Source organism: Microbacterium sp. MMO-56 (assembly GCF_037146215.1).
Classification (GTDB): Bacteria; Actinomycetota; Actinomycetes; order Actinomycetales; family Microbacteriaceae; genus Microbacterium.
This window is the reverse complement of record NZ_JBBCVW010000018.1, coordinates 81,679-99,285: the sequence shown is the minus strand read 5'-3', so window position 1 is coordinate 99,285 and position 17,607 is coordinate 81,679. Positions and strand designations below refer to the sequence as shown.

Here is a 17,607-nt window from a genome sequence, read left to right as displayed (position 1 = left end):
GGGGTCGCTTCTGGTCGGGCTGAGCCGGTTCGGGGTCGCTTCTGGTCGGGCTGAGCCGGTTCGGGGTCGCTTCTGGTCGGGCTGAGCCGGTTCGGGGTCGCTTCTGGTCGGTGGCTCGCGGGTTCGGGGTTCCGTGTGGTCGCCTCGTGGGTGTTGAGGCGACCCGACGCGACCCCGAAGTTGCCAGGATCGGGTCGGGTCGGGTCGGGGCTGGGGCTGGGGCTGGGGCTGGGGTCGGGCCGGGGCCTGCCTTGCAGTAGGGCCGGGGCGCCAGGTCGCGGGGCGCTTTCTCTGGTTCGGGGTCGCTTGTGGTCGGTGGGTCTCGGGTTCGGGGTTCCGTGTGGTCGCCTCGCGGGTGTTGAGGCGACCGGACGCGACCCCGAAGTTGCCAGGATCGGGTCGGGTTGGGGCTGCAGTCGGGCCGGGGCCTGCCTCGGGGCGGGGGCGGGGTCGCGGGGCGCGCTCGCTGGTTCGGGGTCGCTTTTGGTTGGGTTCGCGCGTTCGGGGTCGCTTCTGGTCGGTGGCTCGCGAGTTCGGGGTTCCGTGTGGTCGCTTCGCGGGTGTTGAGGCGACCACAAGCGACCCCGAACACGCCGGAGACCGCCCGTGGGGCAAGCCCGCCCGAGGAGCGAGCCCGCCCGTGGAGCAAGCCCGCCCGTGGAGCAAGCCCGCCCGTGGAGCAAGCCCGCCCGAGGAGCAAGCCCACCCGAGGACCGCCCGAGGAGCAAGCCCACCCGAGGATCAGGACTCGGGCGCGAACACCCCGGGCCACCACGCGGCGGCGAGGGGATAGCCGACGAAGGCGACCACGTCGATGAGGGTGTGCGCGATCACGAGCGGCATGACGCGGCCCCAGCGGTGGTACACCCAGCCGAAGACGACGCCCATCGCCACGTTGCCCGCGATCGGTCCCCAGCCCTGGTACGCGTGGTAGGCGCCGCGCAGCGCGGCGGTCGAGAGGATGACCGTCCACGTGCTCCAGCCCAGGCGGCGGAGCCGGTCGAACAGGTACCCGATGAAGATCACCTCTTCGGTGAGTCCGGCCCGCAGCGCGGCGAGCAGCAGCAGCGGGATCGTCCACCACGACGAGTCCAGCGGTGAGGCGTCCACCTGGACCGTGATGCCCAGGGCCCGTCCGGCCGCGTACAGGCCGAGACCGGGTACCCCGATGACGAGCACGAGCAGGATGCCCGCACCGAGATCCTTCCCGAACACGCGGAAGTCCAGGCCGATCCGCCGGAAGGCCGAGACCCCCGGCTCCCACAGAAGATAGATCGCCAGGGCGATCGGCGCGAAGGCGAAGAACTGGGAGAGGAACTGGTTCAGCACGTCCCAGAACTGCTGAGCGTTGGCGCCTGGGTTCAGCGACGTCGACTGGTCGCCGAGCGACTGCTCGCGCGTCAGCGCCTGGACGAGCGACAGCACCGAGTACAGCGCGGAGCGCCCGACGGACAGGGCGAGGACGATCGCGATCTCCCACCACAGGCGGGTCCGCGAGCCGCGTGCGGCGTGGGGGATATCCACGGCGCCCGAGGGGGTACGAATCGGCGTCACCTTGTCAGATTGTCACATCCGGCGGTGTCTGAGTTAAGGGTCTGTAACGTTTTCGTTTGTTGATTTGTCCAGAGGTGCCGGGTTACTTACAGTTTCCCTATCCGCGCCCCAGCACACGCACATGTCGCTGTGGGCGCATAACCCTGCACAGGAGGAAACCTTGAAGCGCAACAAGATCGCCCTCGCGGGCATCGCGCTGCTCGTGGCGGGAGGGCTGGCACTGACCGGCTGCTCCGGCGGCGGCAGCGGCAGCCCGAGCGCATCCGGCGGAGACAGCACCGCCGTCATCAAGACGAACGGTTCGGAGCCCCAGAACCCGCTGATCCCGACCAACACCAACGAGACCGGTGGCGGCAAGATCATCGACGAGATCTTCGCGGGTCTCGTGTACTACGACGCCAAGGGTGCGCCGCAGAACGACATGGCCGAGTCGATCACCGTCGAAGACGCCCAGAACCTCACGGTCAAGATCAAGAAGGGCCAGAAGTTCACCGACGGCACCGAGGTCAAGGCCCACAACTTCATCGACGCCTGGAACTACGGCGCGAAGCTCTCGAACAAGCAGCTCTCCAGCTACTTCTTCGAGGACATCGAGGGCTTCAGCTACGACGAGGACTCCGAGCTCACGGGTCTGAAGGAAGTCGACGACTACACCTTCACGATCGCGCTGAACAAGCCGGCCTCCGACTTCGCGCTGCGCCTGGGCTACTCGGCCTACTTCCCGCTCCCGGACGTCGCGTTCACGGACATGGACGCCTTCGGCCAGAACCCGATCGGCAACGGCCCGTACAAGTTCGCCGGTGATGACGCGTGGCAGCACAACGTGCAGGTCTCGCTCGTGAAGAACGAGGACTACACCGGCGGCCGCGCCGCGCAGAACGCCGGCCTCGACATCGTCTTCTACGCGACGCAGGATGCCGCCTACGCTGACCTGCTCAGCGGTCAGGTCGACGTGATCGACGGCATCCCGCCGTCCGCGCTGGCGACCTTCCAGTCCGAGCTCGGCGACCGCGCGGTCAACCAGCCCGCCGCGGTCTTCCAGTCCTTCACCGTCCCGGAGCGCCTCCCGCACTTCTCGGGCGAGGAGGGCCAGCTGCGCCGCCAGGCGATCTCCATGTCGATCAACCGCCCGGAGATCACCAAGGTCGTCTTCAACGAGACCCGCACCCCCGCGAGCGACTTCACCTCGCCCGTCATCGACGGCTGGTCCGACAGCCTCGAGGGCGCGGACGTCCTGTCGTACAACCCCGACGAGGCGAAGAAGCTGTGGGCACAGGCCGACGTCATCTCGCCGTGGTCCGGCTCGTTCCAGATCGCGTACAACTCCGACGGCGGCCACCAGACGTGGGTCGACGCGGTGACCAACTCGATCAAGAACACCCTGGGCATCGACGCGTCCGGCGCTCCGTACGTCGACTTCGCCTCGCTGCGCAAGGAGGTCACGGGTCGCACGATCCAGACCGCGTTCCGCACCGGCTGGCAGGCCGACTACCCGGGTCTGTACAACTTCCTCGGGCCGCTCTACGCGACCAACGCGGGCTCCAACGACGGCGACTACTCGAACCCCGAGTTCGACAAGCTGCTCTCCGACGGCATCTCCGCGACGGACACCAAGGTCGCCAACGAGGACTTCCAGAAGGCGCAGACGATCCTGCTGAAGGATCTGCCGGCGACCCCGCTGTGGTACTCGAACGTCACCGGCGGCTTCGCCGAGGGCGTGCAGAACGTCCAGTTCGGCTGGAACTCGGTGCCGCTGTACTACCAGATCACCAAGTAATCCCCTGAGGCTGCGAGGCGGTGACATCGGGTCACCGCCTCGCAGTCTGTCCACCCAGACCTCGCGTCCGCGCCGATAACGCGGCACGATTCTTCTAGCGGGTGCGATCCGGCGCCACGCCATGCGCACATCGCACCTCACACCTGGAGGGAGAGGGGATGCTCAGTTACATCCTCAGACGCCTGCTGCAGGTGATCCCCGTGTTCTTCGGGGCCACACTGCTCATCTACTTCATGGTCTTCGCACTGCCCGGAGACCCGATCGTGGCCCTGTTCGGCGACAAGACGCCCAACCCCGCGGTCGTCGCGCAGCTGCGCGCGCAGTACCACCTCGACCAGCCGTTCCTGGTGCAGTACTTCTACTACATCACCGGCATCTTCCAGGGGAACCTCGGGGTCACCTTCTCGGGACAGTCCGTCAACGACGTGCTCGCCCGGACCCTGCCCGTGACCGGCCGCCTGGCCGTCATGGCCATCGCGATCGAGTTCACCCTCGCGATCATCATCGGAACGGCGTCCGCGCTGCGCAAGGGCAAGCTGCTGGACAACACGATGCTCGTGATCGCGCTGATCTTCGTCGCGCTGCCGATCTTCGTGCTGAGCTTCCTCGCCCAGTACTTCCTCGCGATCCAGTGGGGCTGGTTCAAACCGACGGTGGGAGCCCAGAACAACTGGGGCGACCTCTGGCTGCCGGCCATCGTCCTGGGGCTCAGCCTGTACGCCACGAGCATGCGGCTCATGCGCTCGTCGGTCATCGACACGCTCAACCAGGACTGGGTGCGCACCGCGTACAGCAAGGGCCTGCCGCGTCGCCGCGTCATCCCCGTGCACGTGCTGCGCAACTCGCTCATCCCCGTGATCACCAACTCCGCGACCAACTTCGGCGTGCTGCTGGTCGGTGCGACGGTGACGGAGGGCATCTTCAACGTGCCCGGCGTCGGCAACACGCTCTTCCTCGCCATCCAGAAGCACGAGGGTCCGACCGTCGTGTCCTTCGTCACGGTGTTCGTCATCATCTACGTGCTCGTCAACCTGCTCGTGGACCTGCTCTACGGCCTGCTCGACCCGAGGATCCGCTATGTCAAGTGATCGCAACGACCCCACGGGGGTGAACCACTACGTCGCCCCCGTCGCGACGTCGACGCTCGTCGTCGACGAGGTGCGGGTCGACGAGAAGCCCAGCAACCTCTGGTCGGACGCCTGGCGCGACCTGCGTCGACGCCCCGTGTTCTGGATCAGCCTGCTCGTGGTCGCCATCGTCGTGCTGATGGCGATCTGGCCGACCCTGTTCACGCAGGTCCCGCCGAACGCGAACTGCCAGCTGGCCGACAGCAACGGCGGCCCGACCGACGGGCATCCGCTGGGCTTCACCTTCCTCGGCTGCGACGTGTGGGCCCGCATGGTCTGGGGAGCACGCACGTCGCTCTCCGTCGGCCTCATCGCGACGGTCATCGGCACCGTGATCGGCCTCATCATGGGCGCGTTCGCGGGCTTCTACGGCGGATGGCTCGACTCGCTGCTCTCGCGCGTCGGCGACATCTTCTTCTCGATCCCCTACATCCTCGCGGCGATCGTCGTCATGAGCGTGTTCTCCACGAACCGGACGGTGTTCACCCTCGGATTCGCGATCGGCGGATTCGCCTGGGCCTCCACGGCGCGCGTCGTGCGAGCCGAGGTGCTGCGCGTGCGCCAGGCCGACTTCGTCACCGCGTCCCGCGCGCTCGGCCAGTCGCGCTTCATGACCCTCGTCACCCACGTCGTGCCGAACGCCATCGCTCCGCTCCTGGTCATCACGACCATCAGCCTCGCGGCGGCCATCGTCGCGGAGGCGACGCTGTCGTTCCTCGGCGTCGGCCTCGGCGGCAACGTCATGTCGTGGGGCAACGACATCAGTGCAGCCCAGCAGTCGCTGCGCGTCGCGCCGATGGCCCTCGTCTACCCGTCGATCCTCCTCACGGTGACGGTGCTGGCATTCATCCTTCTGGGCGAGCTCATCCGCGACGCCCTCGACCCGAGAGCGAGGGCCCGCCGATGAGCGGTATCGCACGCGACCCGCTGCTGAGCGTGCGGGATGTCCGGGTGGCCTTCGACTCGCAGTCGGGCACGCGCGAGGTCCTCCACGGCGTCAGCTTCGACATCTTCCCCGGCGAGACCCTCGCCATCGTGGGGGAGTCCGGATCCGGGAAGTCGACGACCGCCTCGGCGATCGTCAACCTGCTGCCGGGGACCGGTCACGTCACGTCGGGCAGCATCACCCTGGACGGCGCGGAGCTCACCGAGTACTCCCGCGCGCAGATGGAGCATGTCCGCGGACGCGACATCGGCTACGTCCCGCAGGACCCGATGTCGAACCTCAACCCGGTGTGGTCGATCGGCTTCCAGGTGAAGGAGGCGGTCCGCGCGAACGGCATCGCCTCGGGCAAGCGCGAGATCGAGTCGCGCGCCGTCGAGGTGCTCAAGCAGGCGGGCCTCGCCGACGCCGACAAGCGCATGCACCAGTATCCGCACCAGTTCTCCGGCGGCATGCGTCAGCGCGCGCTCATCGGCATCGGCCTCGCGGCCGACCCGAAGCTGCTCATCGCGGACGAGCCGACCTCGGCTCTGGACGTGACCGTGCAGCGGGTCATCCTCGACCACATGGCGAAGCTCACGCGCGAGAAGGGCACCTCGGTGCTGCTCATCACGCACGACCTCGGCCTGGCGGCGGAGCGCGCCGAGCGCATCATCGTCATGAAGGACGGGGCGATCGTCGAGTCGGGGCCCAGCCGCCTCATCCTCGAGAACCCGCAGCATCCCTACACGCAGCGCCTCGTCGCGGCGGCGCCCTCGATCGCCTCGCAGCGCATCCAGGCCGTCGTGGAGGACCGCGGCGTCCAGTCGCTCGCGCAGGTGGCCGACGCGGCGCCGACGCTGCGGGTGCGCGACTTGACCAAGGACTACAAGATCCGCCAGGGCGGATTCCGCAGCGAGCCGTTCCGTGCGGTGGATGCGGTGTCCTTCGACATCCCGCGGGGCAAGACGCTCGCGCTCGTGGGGGAGTCGGGATCGGGGAAGTCGACCGTCGCCAAGATGGTGCTGAAGCTCGAAGAGCCCACCTCGGGATCCATCGAGGTCGACGGCGTGGACGTCTCCGGGCTCTCGCGCGCCGACACCTTCGCCCTCCGCCGCCGCATGCAGCCGGTGTTCCAGGACCCGTACGGATCGCTCGATCCGATGCGCAACATCGGGAACACGATCGCCGAGCCGCTGGAGATCCACAAGGTCGGCGACGCGGCGTCACGGCGCGCGCGCCTCCGGGAGCTGCTCGATCAGGTCTCCCTTCCGCAGTCGCTGGCGTCGCGGTACGCGAACGAGCTCTCGGGAGGTCAGAGGCAGCGCGTCGCGATCGCGCGCGCGCTCGCGCTCAAGCCCGACATCGTGATCCTCGACGAGGCCGTCTCGGCGCTCGACGTGCTCGTGCAGGACCAGATCCTGAAGCTCCTCGCCGACCTGCAGTCCGAGCTCGGCCTGACGTACCTGTTCATCACGCACGACCTCGCGGTCGTGCGCGTGGCCGCCGACCTCGTCTGCGTCATGGAGCGTGGACGGGTCGTCGAGCAGGGCACGGTGGACGAGATCTTCGCGAACCCCGGTGAGGACTACACGAAGCGCCTCCTGGATGCCATCCCCGGGGCGTCGATCCCGCTCGGAGGCGGCGCGGCGAGCGGGCTCTGAGGGTGTCGGGGCACCGACCCGCGACCGGGACGCCGCAGGCGCCGCGCGTGCTGCGCGCCACCTCGGGCACGGTCGCGCTCATCGTGGCGGCCGTCGCGGCCGTGCTTCTGCTCGGCGACGCGCTGCTGCGCGCGGGCGCCGTGGAGATGCTGCGCCTCGCCCCGTGGGTGCTCCTCGCGGTCTGGGCGGTCTACGTGCTGATGTACGCGTCGCACATCGCGTTCGACGCGCGCGAGGTCGTCGTGCAGAACTACCTCCGCGTGACGCGCGTCCCCTGGCGGCGCGTGGAGGACGTGGCGCTGCGCTGGCAGGTCGTGTTCGCGCTGCGCGACGGGGCGACGGTGACGGCCTATGGCGGCCCGGTCGTCGGGCGACCCGGCCGGGCGCCACGCGGTGAGAGCCGACGGGGGGACCGGTCGAGCGAGGGTGCGTCGGAGGGCGCACGCGCCGTCCCCGCGTCCCTCCGCGAGGTCGCCCAGCTGCGCGACGCCTGGCAGAGCGCCGAACGCGACCCCGGTGCACCGGAGCCGACACGCCGATCGTGGGACGTCCCGGCGCTGGCGGCGTTGGCGGTCATCATCGTCGGCGCGGCTGTCGCGACGCTCAGCACAGGTGGCTCATAGCCGACTGAATGCATAGGGAAGCCACTCCGGAATGAACATCTTGCGAAGGTGTGACGAAATGTTACGGTCATGCAAAGACTCCACAACGCCGACGGTCGCAGCGTAGCGCCGGGGTTAGGGTCGTTGGGTCGGGCGCTGTGCGGCGACCCGGACGAGAACGCTGCGTTCCCCAGACACTCGCTCAGGAAAGTTCGATGATTTCTCCGCTCCACCCGTTCCGGACCGCGAGGTCCGGACGATGACCGTCTACATCCTGCGACGGTTCGTCAACTACGCGATCCTCAGCCTCATCGCCACGTGCATGGCGTACGTCCTGGCGAGCATCGCGCTCGACCCGGCGGCGCGCTTCTACGGCATGAACCCGCGGCCTCCGCAGTCGTCCATCGACGCGTCGCTGAACGCCATGGGCGTCAACCCGGACGTGCCCGTGCTCGTCCGGCTCTGGACGTGGCTGACCAACCTCTTCACGCAGTTCTCGCTCGGAACCACGGTGGGCGGCGCGCAGGTCACCGCCGAGATCGCGGCGCGGTCGGGCGCGAGCCTGCGCCTGCTGCTGATCGGCTCGCTCCTGGGCGCGATCATCGGCGTCCTCCTCGGGGTGTGGGGGGCGGTGCGCCAGTACCGCATGAGCGACCAGATCGTCACGTACGCGTCGTACGTCGTCTTCGCGACCCCGACGTTCGTGATCGGCGTGCTGCTGATGATCCTCGCCACGCAGTTCAACAACCTCGTCGGGACGCAGCTCATCACCTTCACCGGGGAGTACACGGCGGGTATCACCGGGAGCTGGTGGGACCTCGCGGTCGATCGGGCGGTCCATCTGCTCCTGCCGACGATCGCGCTCGTGCTCATCGGCGCCGCCTCCTTCTCGCGCTATCAGCGCAGCGTCATGCTCGACGTGCTGGGCGCCGACTACATCCGCACCGCGCGGGCCAAGGGGCTGCGGCGCAACAAGGCGCTCTACCGTCACGGCGTGCGCCTCGCACTCATCCCGATGTCGACGTTCTTCGCCTACAGCTTCGGCACGCTCATCGCCGGGTCGGCGATGCTCGAGATCGTCTTCAGCTGGCGCGGGATGGGCCAGTTCCAGATCGAGGCGATCCAGAAGAACGACATCAACGCCGTCGCCGGCACCGCCCTGTTCGTGGCGGTGCTCTACCTCATCTCGTCGACCCTGTCCGAAGTGCTCTACGCCGCACTCGACCCGCGCGTGAGGAGCTGACCGTGACGATGCAGGAAGTGGCCCTGGAGGCCCCCCTCGAGCCGGACGGCTCGCCCGTCCCCACCTGCAAGCCGCTGTCGCGGAGCGGCCTGGTGTGGCTGCGCCTGAAGCGGATGCCCCGGTTCTGGATCGGCATCGTCGTGGTCGTGGTGATCGTGCTGTGGGCCTTCATCGGCCCGGTGCTCTACCCGTACGGCATCACGGACCGCGACTCGCTCAACATGGGCATGGGGCCGACCCTGCTGCACTGGTTCGGCACGAACGCGATCGGCCAGGACATCTACGCGCAGACCCTTGCGGGGCTGCAGAAGTCGCTGCTGATCGGCTTCGTCGCGGGCCCCTCCGCGACGCTGGTCGCCGCGATCGTCGGGTCGACGGCGGGCTACCTCGGCGGCTGGGTCGACCGGATCATCCAGTGGGTCATCCTGCTCCTGCTCGTCATCCCCGCCTTCTTCCTCTTCATCCTCCTGAGCCCGCTCATCAAGGGACTCTCCTGGGTCGTGCTGATGTTCTACATCGCACTGTTCAGCTGGATGATCATGGCCCAGGTGGTCCGCAGCCAGACGCGGTCGCTGCGCAACCGGGACTTCGTCCGGGCGGCGCGGTACATGGGGATGCCGACGCGCACGATCCTCTCGCGCCACATCATCCCGAACATGGCGTCGCTGCTGATCATCGACGCGACCCTCGGCATCGTGTCCGCGATCATGGCGGAGACCTCGCTCAGCTACTTCGGCTTCGGCATCCAGAAGCCCGACGTCTCGCTCGGCACCCTCCTCGCGGACGGCACCGCCGCCGCGGTGACGCGGCCCTGGCTGTTCGTCTTTCCCGCCTTCGTCCTCATCATCCTGCTGTTCGCGATCAGCCTCGTCGGCGACGCGCTGCGCGATGCCATCGATCCGACCTCTGGAATGAACCGTGACTGACGCTGTGATCACCGGACCTGCGCATCCCGATCCGGCGCCCCGGGGCCGCTCGTCGACGCCTCTGCTGTCGGTGCGCGACCTCAGCGTCACCTTCCCGCAGCGCGACGGCGACCCCGTACGGGCCGTGCGCGGGATCTCCTACGACGTGCACCCGGGGGAGTTCCTCGGCATCGTCGGCGAATCCGGATCGGGCAAGTCCGTCTCCTCGCTCGCCGTCATGGGCCTCCTGCCCTCCACGGCGCAGATCGAGGGCACGATCGAGTTCGAGGGACGCTCGCTCCTCGGCCTCGACGACGCCAAGCTCTCCCGCATCCGCGGCAAGGAGCTGGCCATGGTCTTCCAGGACCCGCTGTCGGCGCTGACGCCCGTGTACACGGTGGGCGATCAGATCAGCGAGGCGCTGCGCCTGCACGACCGGGCGCTGTCCGCGCCCGCGGCCCACGCGCGCGCGGTCGAACTGCTGAAGATCGTCGGGATCCCCGACGCCGAACGCCGTGCTCGGGCCTTCCCGCACGAGTACTCGGGCGGCATGCGCCAGCGCGCGATGATCGCGATGGCGATCGCGAACGACCCGAAGGTCATCCTCGCCGACGAGCCGACGACGGCCCTCGACGTCACGATCCAGGCGCAGATCCTGGAGGTGCTGGAGAAGGCGAAGGAGATCACCGGCGCGGCCGTCGTCCTCATCACGCACGACCTCGGCGTCGTCGCCGGCCATGCCGACCGCGTCGGGGTGATGTACGCGGGCAAGCTCGTCGAGCTGGGCACGACCGGTCAGGTCTTCGCCGAGCCGCAGATGCCCTACACGATCGGCCTGCTGCGCTCGGTGCCGAACATGCTCACGGCGGGCACGCAGCGGCTCGTCCCGCTGGAGGGGCGCCCGCCGTCCCTCGCCAAGCTGCCCGCCGGATGCCCGTTCGCCGCGCGGTGCCCCATCGCGGTGGACGCCTGCCGGGAGGTCGAGCCGGCCCTCGCCGCGCACGATCCCGCGACGCCGCGCCACGTCGCGGCCTGCATCCGGGCCGACGAGATCGTCGACGGCCTGCTGCCCCGCGGGGGCGTCTTCCCCCGGCCCACGCCGCTGCCGACCGAGGAGCGGGCGGAGGTCGACTCCGCCCCGGTGGTCGAGGTGACCGACCTGAAGCGGCACTTCCCGCTGATGCGGGGCGGGGTCTTCCCGCGCCGGATCGGCACGGTGCGCGCCGTCGACGGCGTGTCCTTCACCCTGCGTCCGGGCCGGACGCTGGGGCTCGTCGGCGAGTCGGGCTGCGGGAAGACCACGACGATCCTCGAGATCATGGAGATGACCGCGCCGCAGTCGGGGTCGATCACGATCGAGGGGACGGACGTCGCGTCCGCATCCAAGAAGCGCATCCACGCGCTGCGCCGCGACGTGCAGATCGTCTTCCAGGACCCGATGGGCGCGATCGATCCCCGTCTGCCGGTCGGCGAGGTCATCACCGAGCCCCTGTGGGTGCAGGGCGTCCCCAAGGCGGAGCGCGATCGACGGGTGACGGAGCTGCTGGAGCTCGTCGGGCTCGACCCGGCGATGGCCGACCGGTACCCGCACGAGTTCTCCGGCGGACAGCGCCAGCGCATCGGCATCGCTCGGGCGCTGTCGACCAACCCCGCCGTGCTGATCCTCGACGAGCCGGTGTCGGCGCTGGACGTCTCCATCCAGGCGGGCGTCATCAACCTGCTCGAGGACCTCAAGGAGCGCCTGGGGCTCTCCTACCTGTTCGTCGCGCACGATCTGGCCGTCGTGCGTCAGATCGCCGACGACGTCGCCGTGATGTACCTCGGTGCGATCGTCGAGCAGGGGCCGATCGCCGAGGTCTTCGACACCCCGCGGCATCCGTACACCAAGGCTCTGATCTCGGCGGCGCCCATCCCGGACCCCGAGATCGAGCGCGGCCGCACGCGTGTGCTCCTCAACGGCGACCTGCCGTCTCCGACGCAGGAGATCACCGGATGCCGCTTCCGCACGCGCTGCCCCCTGTACGCGCTGCTGGACGAGCGCGGGCAGGCCCTGTGCCGCGAGAGCGACCCCGCCCTGACCCCCCACGGCCGAGCCCGGGTCGCCTGCCACCACGTGGATCGCTCCGCGCTGGTCGAGCAGGCGGCGGTGTCGGCGGCGTCGTGACCCACTCCTCGGCGACGGCACCACGCCGCCGGGGTCCCACAAGGAACGAGAGGAAAGATCACATGATCAGGACACGGAGCGCGAAGTCGCTCGGTGCTCTCGCAATGCTCGGCGCGGCAGCGCTGCTCATCGCGGGATGCTCGGCGGGAAACACCGCCCCCAGTGCGAGTGAGAGCCCGAGCGCGGCTCTGCCCACGGTCGATTGGGATGCGGCGCCGGCCGCGGACGTCCAGGACGGCGGCACGCTGAACCTCTCCGTCGGCTCCCTGCCGGTCAACTACAACAACTCGCAGATCGACGGCAACGACGTCGACACGAACACGGTGCTCTCGCCCACCCAGGGCGGCCCGCTGAAGATCACGACCGACGGCGGCACCGAGGTCAACCCCGACTACGCCTCGTCGGTGGAGCTGATCAGCGACGACCCGCAGGTCGTCGAGGTGAAGCTCAACCCGAAGGCCGTCTGGGAGGACGGGACGCCGATCACGGTCGCCGACTACCAGGCGACGTGGAAGGCCCTCAACGGCTCGAACACCGACTACCAGGTCGTCTCGACCACCGGGTGGGACCAGATCGGGTCCGTCGAGCAGGGCACGGACGAGTTCGACGTGAAGATCACCTTCTCGTCGGTGTTCGCCGACTGGAAGAGCCTCATGGGCGGCGCTCTGCCGGCCTCGGTCGCCAGCGACCCGACGGTGTTCAACACGGGCTACACCTCGAAGGCGATGCCCTCGAGCGGTCCGTACGTCATCTCCAACATCGACCAGACCGGTCAGGTGATCACCCTCACGCCCAACCCGAAGTGGTGGGGCGACAAGCCGAAGCTCGACACGATCCTCTTCAAGGTCGTCAGCCAGGCGCAGTCCGGCTCCTCGTTCGCGAACAAGGAGACCGACGCACTGGAGATCTCGGCGAGCGCCGACCTCTACGCGACCGCCAAGACGCGTGACGACGCCGAGCTGCAGGCCACGAACGGCCTCACCTGGACCCACGTCACCATGAACGCGAAGTCCGGCCCGCTGTCCGACGTGAACGTCCGCAAGGCCGTCGCGTCGGTCGTCAACCGCGAGCAGATCGCGGCGGCGGCCAACACCCCCGTCGGCGTCCCCGCCGTCACGCAGGGCGACTACATCTTCATGAACGGTCAGGACGGCTACCAGGACAAGGCGTACCCGAACGACCCCGCCGCCGCGGAGGGCTTCATGAAGGATGCCGGCTACACCAAGGACGGCAACAGCTGGACGAAGGACGGCCAGGCGGCCAAGCTGACCATCACGGTCCCCGCCGACACCGCGACCAACATCCAGCGCGCCGAGCAGGTGCAGGCCGACCTCAACGAGTTCGGCATCCCGGTCGATCTCACCACCGTCCCCGCCGCGCAGTACTTCAGCGACTACGTGATCCCGGGCAACTTCGAGATGGCGACGTTCTCGTGGCAGGGCACGCCGTACCCGATCTCGTCGTCGGAGGCGATCTTCTACCCGCTGGACTCGGGTCAGAACTTCACCGGCACGACCGACGACAAGCTCGGCGACATGTGGACGAAGGCCAACGCGGAGCTCGACCCCGCCAAGCGCATCGAGATCGCGAACGAGATCAACGAAGCCATCTGGGCGTACGTCCCGATGTTCCCGATCGCTCCGCTCCCGAACGTGTGGGCCGTCAAGCAGGGTCTCGTCAACTACGGCGCGACGATGTTCGGCATCTCCTCGACGGTCGACTGGACCATCGTCGGCTGGAAGAAGTGAGGCCTGACCGTCCCTGACGGTCTCGCCTTGTAGAATGGGATGCGCTCCGCTCGGGGCGCATCCCATTCTTTCGTTAGGCATTCCATGGCGCACGCCCTCCGTCCGGATCTCCGCAACGTCGCGATCGTCGCTCACGTCGACCACGGCAAGACGACGCTGGTCGACGCCATGCTCCGCCAGACCGGGTCGTTCGGCGAGCACGCGCACGTCGAGGAGCGCGCGATGGACTCGAACGACCTCGAGCGCGAGAAGGGGATCACGATCCTCGCCAAGAACACGGCGATCACCTACAACGGCGCGCACACCGAGGTCCCGGTCACGATCAACGTCATCGACACCCCGGGCCACGCCGACTTCGGCGGCGAGGTCGAGCGCGGCCTGTCGATGGTCGACGGCGTCGTGCTGCTCGTGGACGCCTCCGAGGGTCCGCTCCCGCAGACCCGCTTCGTGCTGCGCAAGGCCCTCGAGGCGAAGCTGCCGGTCATCCTGCTCGTCAACAAGACCGACCGTCCGGACGCGCGCATCGCCGAGGTCGAGGAGGAGGCGCACGACCTGCTGCTGGGCCTGGCCGGCGACCTCGTCGACGACGTCCCCGACCTCGATGTCGACGCGCTGCTCGACGTGCCCGTCGTCTACGCCTCGGGCCGCGCGGGCGCCGCCTCGCGCAACCGCCCGGCCAACGGCGAGCTGCCCGACAACGATGACCTGGAGCCGCTGTTCGAGGCGATCCTCGAGCACGTCCCGGCCCCGGCCTACGACGACGAGGCGCCGCTGCAGGCGTGGGTCACGAACCTCGACTCGTCGCCGTTCCTCGGCCGCCTCGCCCTGCTGCGCGTCTTCAACGGCACGCTGAAGAAGGGCCAGACCGTGGCCTGGGTGCGCCACGACGGGTCGCACTCCAACGCCCGGATCACCGAGCTGCTGAAGACCCGCGCCCTGGAGCGCTACCCGGCAGAGTCGGCCGGCCCGGGCGACATCGTCGCCATCGCGGGCATCGAGGAGATCACGATCGGCGAGACGATCGCCGATCCGGAGGATGTCCGTGCGCTGCCGGCCATCACGGTCGACGACCCCGCGATCTCGATGACGATCGGCACGAACACGTCGCCGCTGATGGGCAAGGTCAAGGGCCACAAGCTCACGGCGCGCATGGTCAAGGACCGCCTCGACCGCGAGCTCATCGGCAATGTGTCGCTCAAGGTCGTCGACATCGGCCGTCCCGACGCGTGGGAGGTGCAGGGCCGCGGCGAGCTCGCCCTCGCGATCCTCGTCGAGAACATGCGCCGAGAGGGCTTCGAGCTCACCGTAGGCAAGCCGCAGGTGGTCACCAAGCGCGGCGAGGACGGCAAGCTGAAGGAGCCCTTCGAGCACCTGACGATCGATGCCCCCGAGGAGCACCTCGGCGCGATCACGCAGCTCATGGCCGCCCGCAAGGGCCGCATGGACACGATGACCAACCACGGCACCGGCTGGGTCCGCATGGAGTTCGTCGTCCCCTCGCGCGGGCTCATCGGCTTCCGCAGCGAGTTCCTGACGATCACGCGCGGCACCGGCATCGCGAACGCGATCTCGCACGGCTACGACGACTGGGCGGGCGCGATCTCCACCCGCCAGAACGGCTCGATCGTCGCCGACCGCCAGGGCGTCGTGACGCCGTTCGCGATGATCGCCCTGCAGGAGCGTATGAGCTTCTTCGTGCAGCCCACCGAAGAGGTGTACGAGGGCATGGTCATCGGCGAGAACTCGCGCGCCGACGACATGGACGTCAACATCACCAAGGAGAAGAAGCTCACGAACATGCGTTCGTCGACCTCGGACTCCTTCGAGTCGATGACGCCTCCGCGCCAGCTCACCCTGGAGGAGTCGCTCGAGTTCGCCCGCGACGACGAATGCGTCGAGGTCACGCCCGAGAAGGTCCGCATCCGCAAGGTCGTGCTCGACGCGACCGAGCGCGGTCGCGCCGCCTCCCGCGCGAAGCGCCAGGACGGCGGCGCCTGAGCGCTCGGCGCTGACCGGGCGCGCCCGGTCAGCGCACCTCAGACACGAGCACGGCGGACGTGTCCGGATCGAGGGCGTCGAACACGTGCGGGGCGTCACCGCGGTAGCGCAGGTAGTCTCCCGGCGTCAGCTCGACGGGGGCGTCGGTCGGGCCGACGAGTGCTCGCCCGCTCACGAGCACGACGTGCTCCGTGGTGCCGGGCGCGTGGGGGAGTGAGCGGCGGGGCTCGCCCGGCTCCGCCCTCAGCAGGTAGAGGTCGCTCCGGGCCTGCGGCGCGCCCGCGGCCAGCAGCAGGGCTTCGTAGGAGGCCTCGGCCGCGCGGACCGCGCCCCCCGCGCGCGCACGGATGAGCCGTGGTGCGTCATCCGGCTCCTCGACGAACACGGAGAACGGCACCCCGAGCGTCGTCGCGATCGCCCACAGGGTCTCCACGCTCGGGTTCCCGGCGCCGGATTCGAGTTGGGACACGGTCGCCTTGCCGATCCCGGCACGTCGGGCGAGCTCGGAGACGCCCAGACCGGCGCGTTCGCGCTCGCGACGCAGGACGAGCGCGATGCGGGGGCCGAGGGCATCCATGCGGACAGTATGGCAAACAATCGTTCGGTTTGACGAACGTCGCATCCCCGCTCCATCATGGGCTCGTGACGACTGACGCGGTGCCGGGGGATCCGGGCGACGACCCGGCCGCACGCCGGCGCGCGTGGCGGGACGGTCTCGGCGTCGCCCTGGCGACGAGCGCGTACGGAGTCTCGTTCGGCGCCCTCGCCGTGGCCTCGGGCCTCGACGTGTGGCAGGCGTGCGTGCTGAGCCTCGTGATGTTCACCGGCGGGTCGCAGTTCGCCTTCATCGGCGTGATCGCGGCCGGGGGAGTGGCCGCAGCCCCCGCCGCTATCGCCTCCGCGGGGCTGCTGGGCGTCCGCAACGTCGCCTACGGCCTGCGTATGGCCCCCGTCGTCGGCACCACCCGCCCCGGCCGCCTCATCGCTCCCCACTTCACGATCGACGAGTCCGCCGCCGTCGCGCTCGCGCACACCGCGCCCGCCGCCCGCCGCTTGGGCTTCTGGGTGACCGGAGTCGGGATCTACGTCGGCTGGAACCTCACGACGCTCCTGGGTGCGCTCCTCGGCGACGTGCTCGGCGACCCCCGCGCCTACGGACTGGATGCCGCCGCGGCCGCCGCCTTCCTGGCGCTCCTGTGGCCGCGGCTGCGTCAGCGGCAGGCGATCGCGGTCGGCGTCGCCGCCGCGGTCGTCGCCGCCGCGCTGACCCCGGTGCTGGCTCCCGGCATCCCCGTACTCGTCGCCGCCGTCGTGGCCGTGGTCGTGGGGTGGACGAACTGGCTCGGGCGCCCCGGCGGGGCGGCCGCGGGCCCCGCCCCGGAGCCCGACGACGTTCCCGAGCGGGAGGGCCTGCCGTGAGCCTCTGGACCGCGATCGCCCTCGCGTCGGTGGTCTGCCTCGCGCTGAAGGCGATCGGGTACGCGATCCCCGAGCGATGGTTCTCCGCGCCCGCACCCTCCCGCATCGTCGACCTGCTGACGGTCGCGCTCCTCGGCGCGCTCGTCGCCGTCCAGGCGCTCGGTCTCGGACAGGCGATCGTCGTCGACGCCCGGGTGCCGGCGCTGCTGGTGGCGGCCGGACTCCTCGCGCTCCGCGCGCCGTTCGTCCTCGTGGTCCTCGCCGCGGCCGTCGTCGCCGCGCTGCTGCGCCTGTGGGGCCTGGCGGCCTGATCCGCGACCGGCCGCCGCCGCGGCGACGGCGGTGCCCATGATGGCGGCGTGCAGAACTCCGGAGTTCCGCGCGGAGGCCGAGGACCTGCCGTGGAAGGCAGGGCCCGGCGCCGCCGCCGGTGGCGAGAATCCGGAGTTGTGAACCGGGCCGTGGGCGACCCGAGGGCCGTGGG

At 69.4% G+C, this 17,607-nt stretch carries 14 protein-coding genes; 12 read left to right on the top strand and 2 right to left on the bottom strand.

Annotated features, from left to right (window positions below; all coding sequences use genetic code 11):
* Nucleotides 1-741: 741 nt before the first annotated feature.
* Nucleotides 742-1,524, bottom strand: a complete 783-nt coding sequence (locus WFI00_RS15045; protein ID WP_336638484.1) for a CPBP family intramembrane glutamic endopeptidase — start codon at nucleotides 1,522-1,524, stop codon at nucleotides 742-744.
* 190 nt (nucleotides 1,525-1,714) lie between these two features.
* Here WFI00_RS15045 and WFI00_RS15040 point away from each other — a divergent pair, with 190 nt between their 5' ends.
* The 10 genes from WFI00_RS15040 to typA all read left to right on the top strand — a co-directional run bounded on the left by WFI00_RS15040 (nucleotide 1,715) and on the right by typA (nucleotide 15,704).
* Nucleotides 1,715-3,331 (top strand): peptide ABC transporter substrate-binding protein, encoded by a 1,617-nt coding sequence (locus WFI00_RS15040; protein WP_336632119.1) that lies wholly within the window; start codon nucleotides 1,715-1,717, stop codon nucleotides 3,329-3,331.
* Between the two features lie 158 nt (nucleotides 3,332-3,489).
* The gene (locus WFI00_RS15035) at nucleotides 3,490-4,419 is read left to right on the top strand and encodes an ABC transporter permease (RefSeq protein ID WP_336632120.1); all 930 of its coding nucleotides are present in this window, start codon (nucleotides 3,490-3,492) and stop codon (nucleotides 4,417-4,419) included.
* Nucleotides 4,409-5,365: an ABC transporter permease gene (locus WFI00_RS15030; RefSeq protein WP_336632121.1), complete on the top strand. Its 957-nt coding sequence runs from the start codon at nucleotides 4,409-4,411 to the stop codon at nucleotides 5,363-5,365. The genes WFI00_RS15035 and WFI00_RS15030 overlap by 11 nt, the downstream gene beginning before the upstream one ends.
* A complete protein-coding gene (locus WFI00_RS15025; RefSeq protein ID WP_336632122.1) occupies nucleotides 5,362-7,044 on the top strand; it encodes an ABC transporter ATP-binding protein in 1,683 nt (560 codons plus the stop codon). The genes WFI00_RS15030 and WFI00_RS15025 overlap by 4 nt, the downstream gene beginning before the upstream one ends.
* A 47-nt stretch (nucleotides 7,045-7,091) precedes the next feature.
* Nucleotides 7,092-7,667 carry a PH domain-containing protein gene (locus WFI00_RS15020; protein ID WP_336632123.1) on the top strand — a complete coding sequence of 192 codons (576 nt, stop codon included), beginning with the start codon at nucleotides 7,092-7,094 and terminating at the stop codon, nucleotides 7,665-7,667.
* A 238-nt stretch (nucleotides 7,668-7,905) separates the two neighbouring features.
* Nucleotides 7,906-8,889, top strand: a complete 984-nt coding sequence (locus WFI00_RS15015) for an ABC transporter permease (protein ID WP_336632124.1) — start codon at nucleotides 7,906-7,908, stop codon at nucleotides 8,887-8,889.
* An 8-nt stretch (nucleotides 8,890-8,897) separates the two neighbouring features.
* Nucleotides 8,898-9,815: an ABC transporter permease gene (locus tag WFI00_RS15010; RefSeq protein WP_336632204.1), complete on the top strand. Its 918-nt coding sequence runs from the start codon at nucleotides 8,898-8,900 to the stop codon at nucleotides 9,813-9,815.
* Between the two features lie 4 nt (nucleotides 9,816-9,819).
* A complete protein-coding gene (locus tag WFI00_RS15005; protein WP_336632205.1) occupies nucleotides 9,820-11,958 on the top strand; it encodes an ABC transporter ATP-binding protein in 2,139 nt (712 codons plus the stop codon).
* 62 nt (nucleotides 11,959-12,020) lie between these two features.
* Nucleotides 12,021-13,706 carry an ABC transporter family substrate-binding protein gene (locus WFI00_RS15000; protein WP_336632125.1) on the top strand — a complete coding sequence of 562 codons (1,686 nt, stop codon included), beginning with the start codon at nucleotides 12,021-12,023 and terminating at the stop codon, nucleotides 13,704-13,706.
* Between the two features lie 84 nt (nucleotides 13,707-13,790).
* Nucleotides 13,791-15,704, top strand: a complete 1,914-nt coding sequence (gene typA, locus WFI00_RS14995) for a translational GTPase TypA (RefSeq protein WP_336632126.1) — start codon at nucleotides 13,791-13,793, stop codon at nucleotides 15,702-15,704.
* Between the two features lie 28 nt (nucleotides 15,705-15,732).
* Here the strand turns inward: typA and WFI00_RS14990 are convergent, their stop codons facing one another.
* On the bottom strand, nucleotides 15,733-16,281 hold the full coding sequence (locus WFI00_RS14990; protein WP_336632127.1) for a helix-turn-helix domain-containing protein: 549 nt from the start codon (nucleotides 16,279-16,281) through the stop codon (nucleotides 15,733-15,735).
* A gap of 65 nt (nucleotides 16,282-16,346) precedes the next feature.
* On the opposite strand from WFI00_RS14990, the gene WFI00_RS14985 reads away from it, so the two are divergent.
* Both WFI00_RS14985 and WFI00_RS14980 read left to right on the top strand, forming a co-directional pair.
* Nucleotides 16,347-17,123: an AzlC family ABC transporter permease gene (locus tag WFI00_RS14985; RefSeq protein WP_336632128.1), complete on the top strand. Its 777-nt coding sequence runs from the start codon at nucleotides 16,347-16,349 to the stop codon at nucleotides 17,121-17,123.
* The gene (locus tag WFI00_RS14980) at nucleotides 17,120-17,434 is read left to right on the top strand and encodes an AzlD domain-containing protein (protein WP_336632129.1); all 315 of its coding nucleotides are present in this window, start codon (nucleotides 17,120-17,122) and stop codon (nucleotides 17,432-17,434) included. Before WFI00_RS14985 ends, WFI00_RS14980 begins: the two co-directional genes overlap by 4 nt.
* Nucleotides 17,435-17,607 lie beyond the last annotated feature (173 nt).

Bases quoted from the DNA above. Each gene is read 5' to 3' on its own strand.
- typA (WP_336632126.1), top strand. From the start codon at position 13,791: ATGGCGCACGCCCTCCGTCCGGATCTCCGCAACGTCGCGATCGTCGCT.
- WFI00_RS15015 (WP_336632124.1), top strand. From the start codon at position 7,906: ATGACCGTCTACATCCTGCGACGGTTCGTCAACTACGCGATCCTCAGC.
- WFI00_RS15000 (WP_336632125.1), top strand. From the start codon at position 12,021: ATGATCAGGACACGGAGCGCGAAGTCGCTCGGTGCTCTCGCAATGCTC.
- WFI00_RS15025 (WP_336632122.1), top strand. From the start codon at position 5,362: ATGAGCGGTATCGCACGCGACCCGCTGCTGAGCGTGCGGGATGTCCGG.
- WFI00_RS15010 (WP_336632204.1), top strand. From the start codon at position 8,898: ATGCAGGAAGTGGCCCTGGAGGCCCCCCTCGAGCCGGACGGCTCGCCC.
- WFI00_RS14990 (WP_336632127.1), bottom strand. From the start codon at position 16,281: ATGGATGCCCTCGGCCCCCGCATCGCGCTCGTCCTGCGTCGCGAGCGC.
- WFI00_RS15030 (WP_336632121.1), top strand. From the start codon at position 4,409: ATGTCAAGTGATCGCAACGACCCCACGGGGGTGAACCACTACGTCGCC.
- WFI00_RS15035 (WP_336632120.1), top strand. From the start codon at position 3,490: ATGCTCAGTTACATCCTCAGACGCCTGCTGCAGGTGATCCCCGTGTTC.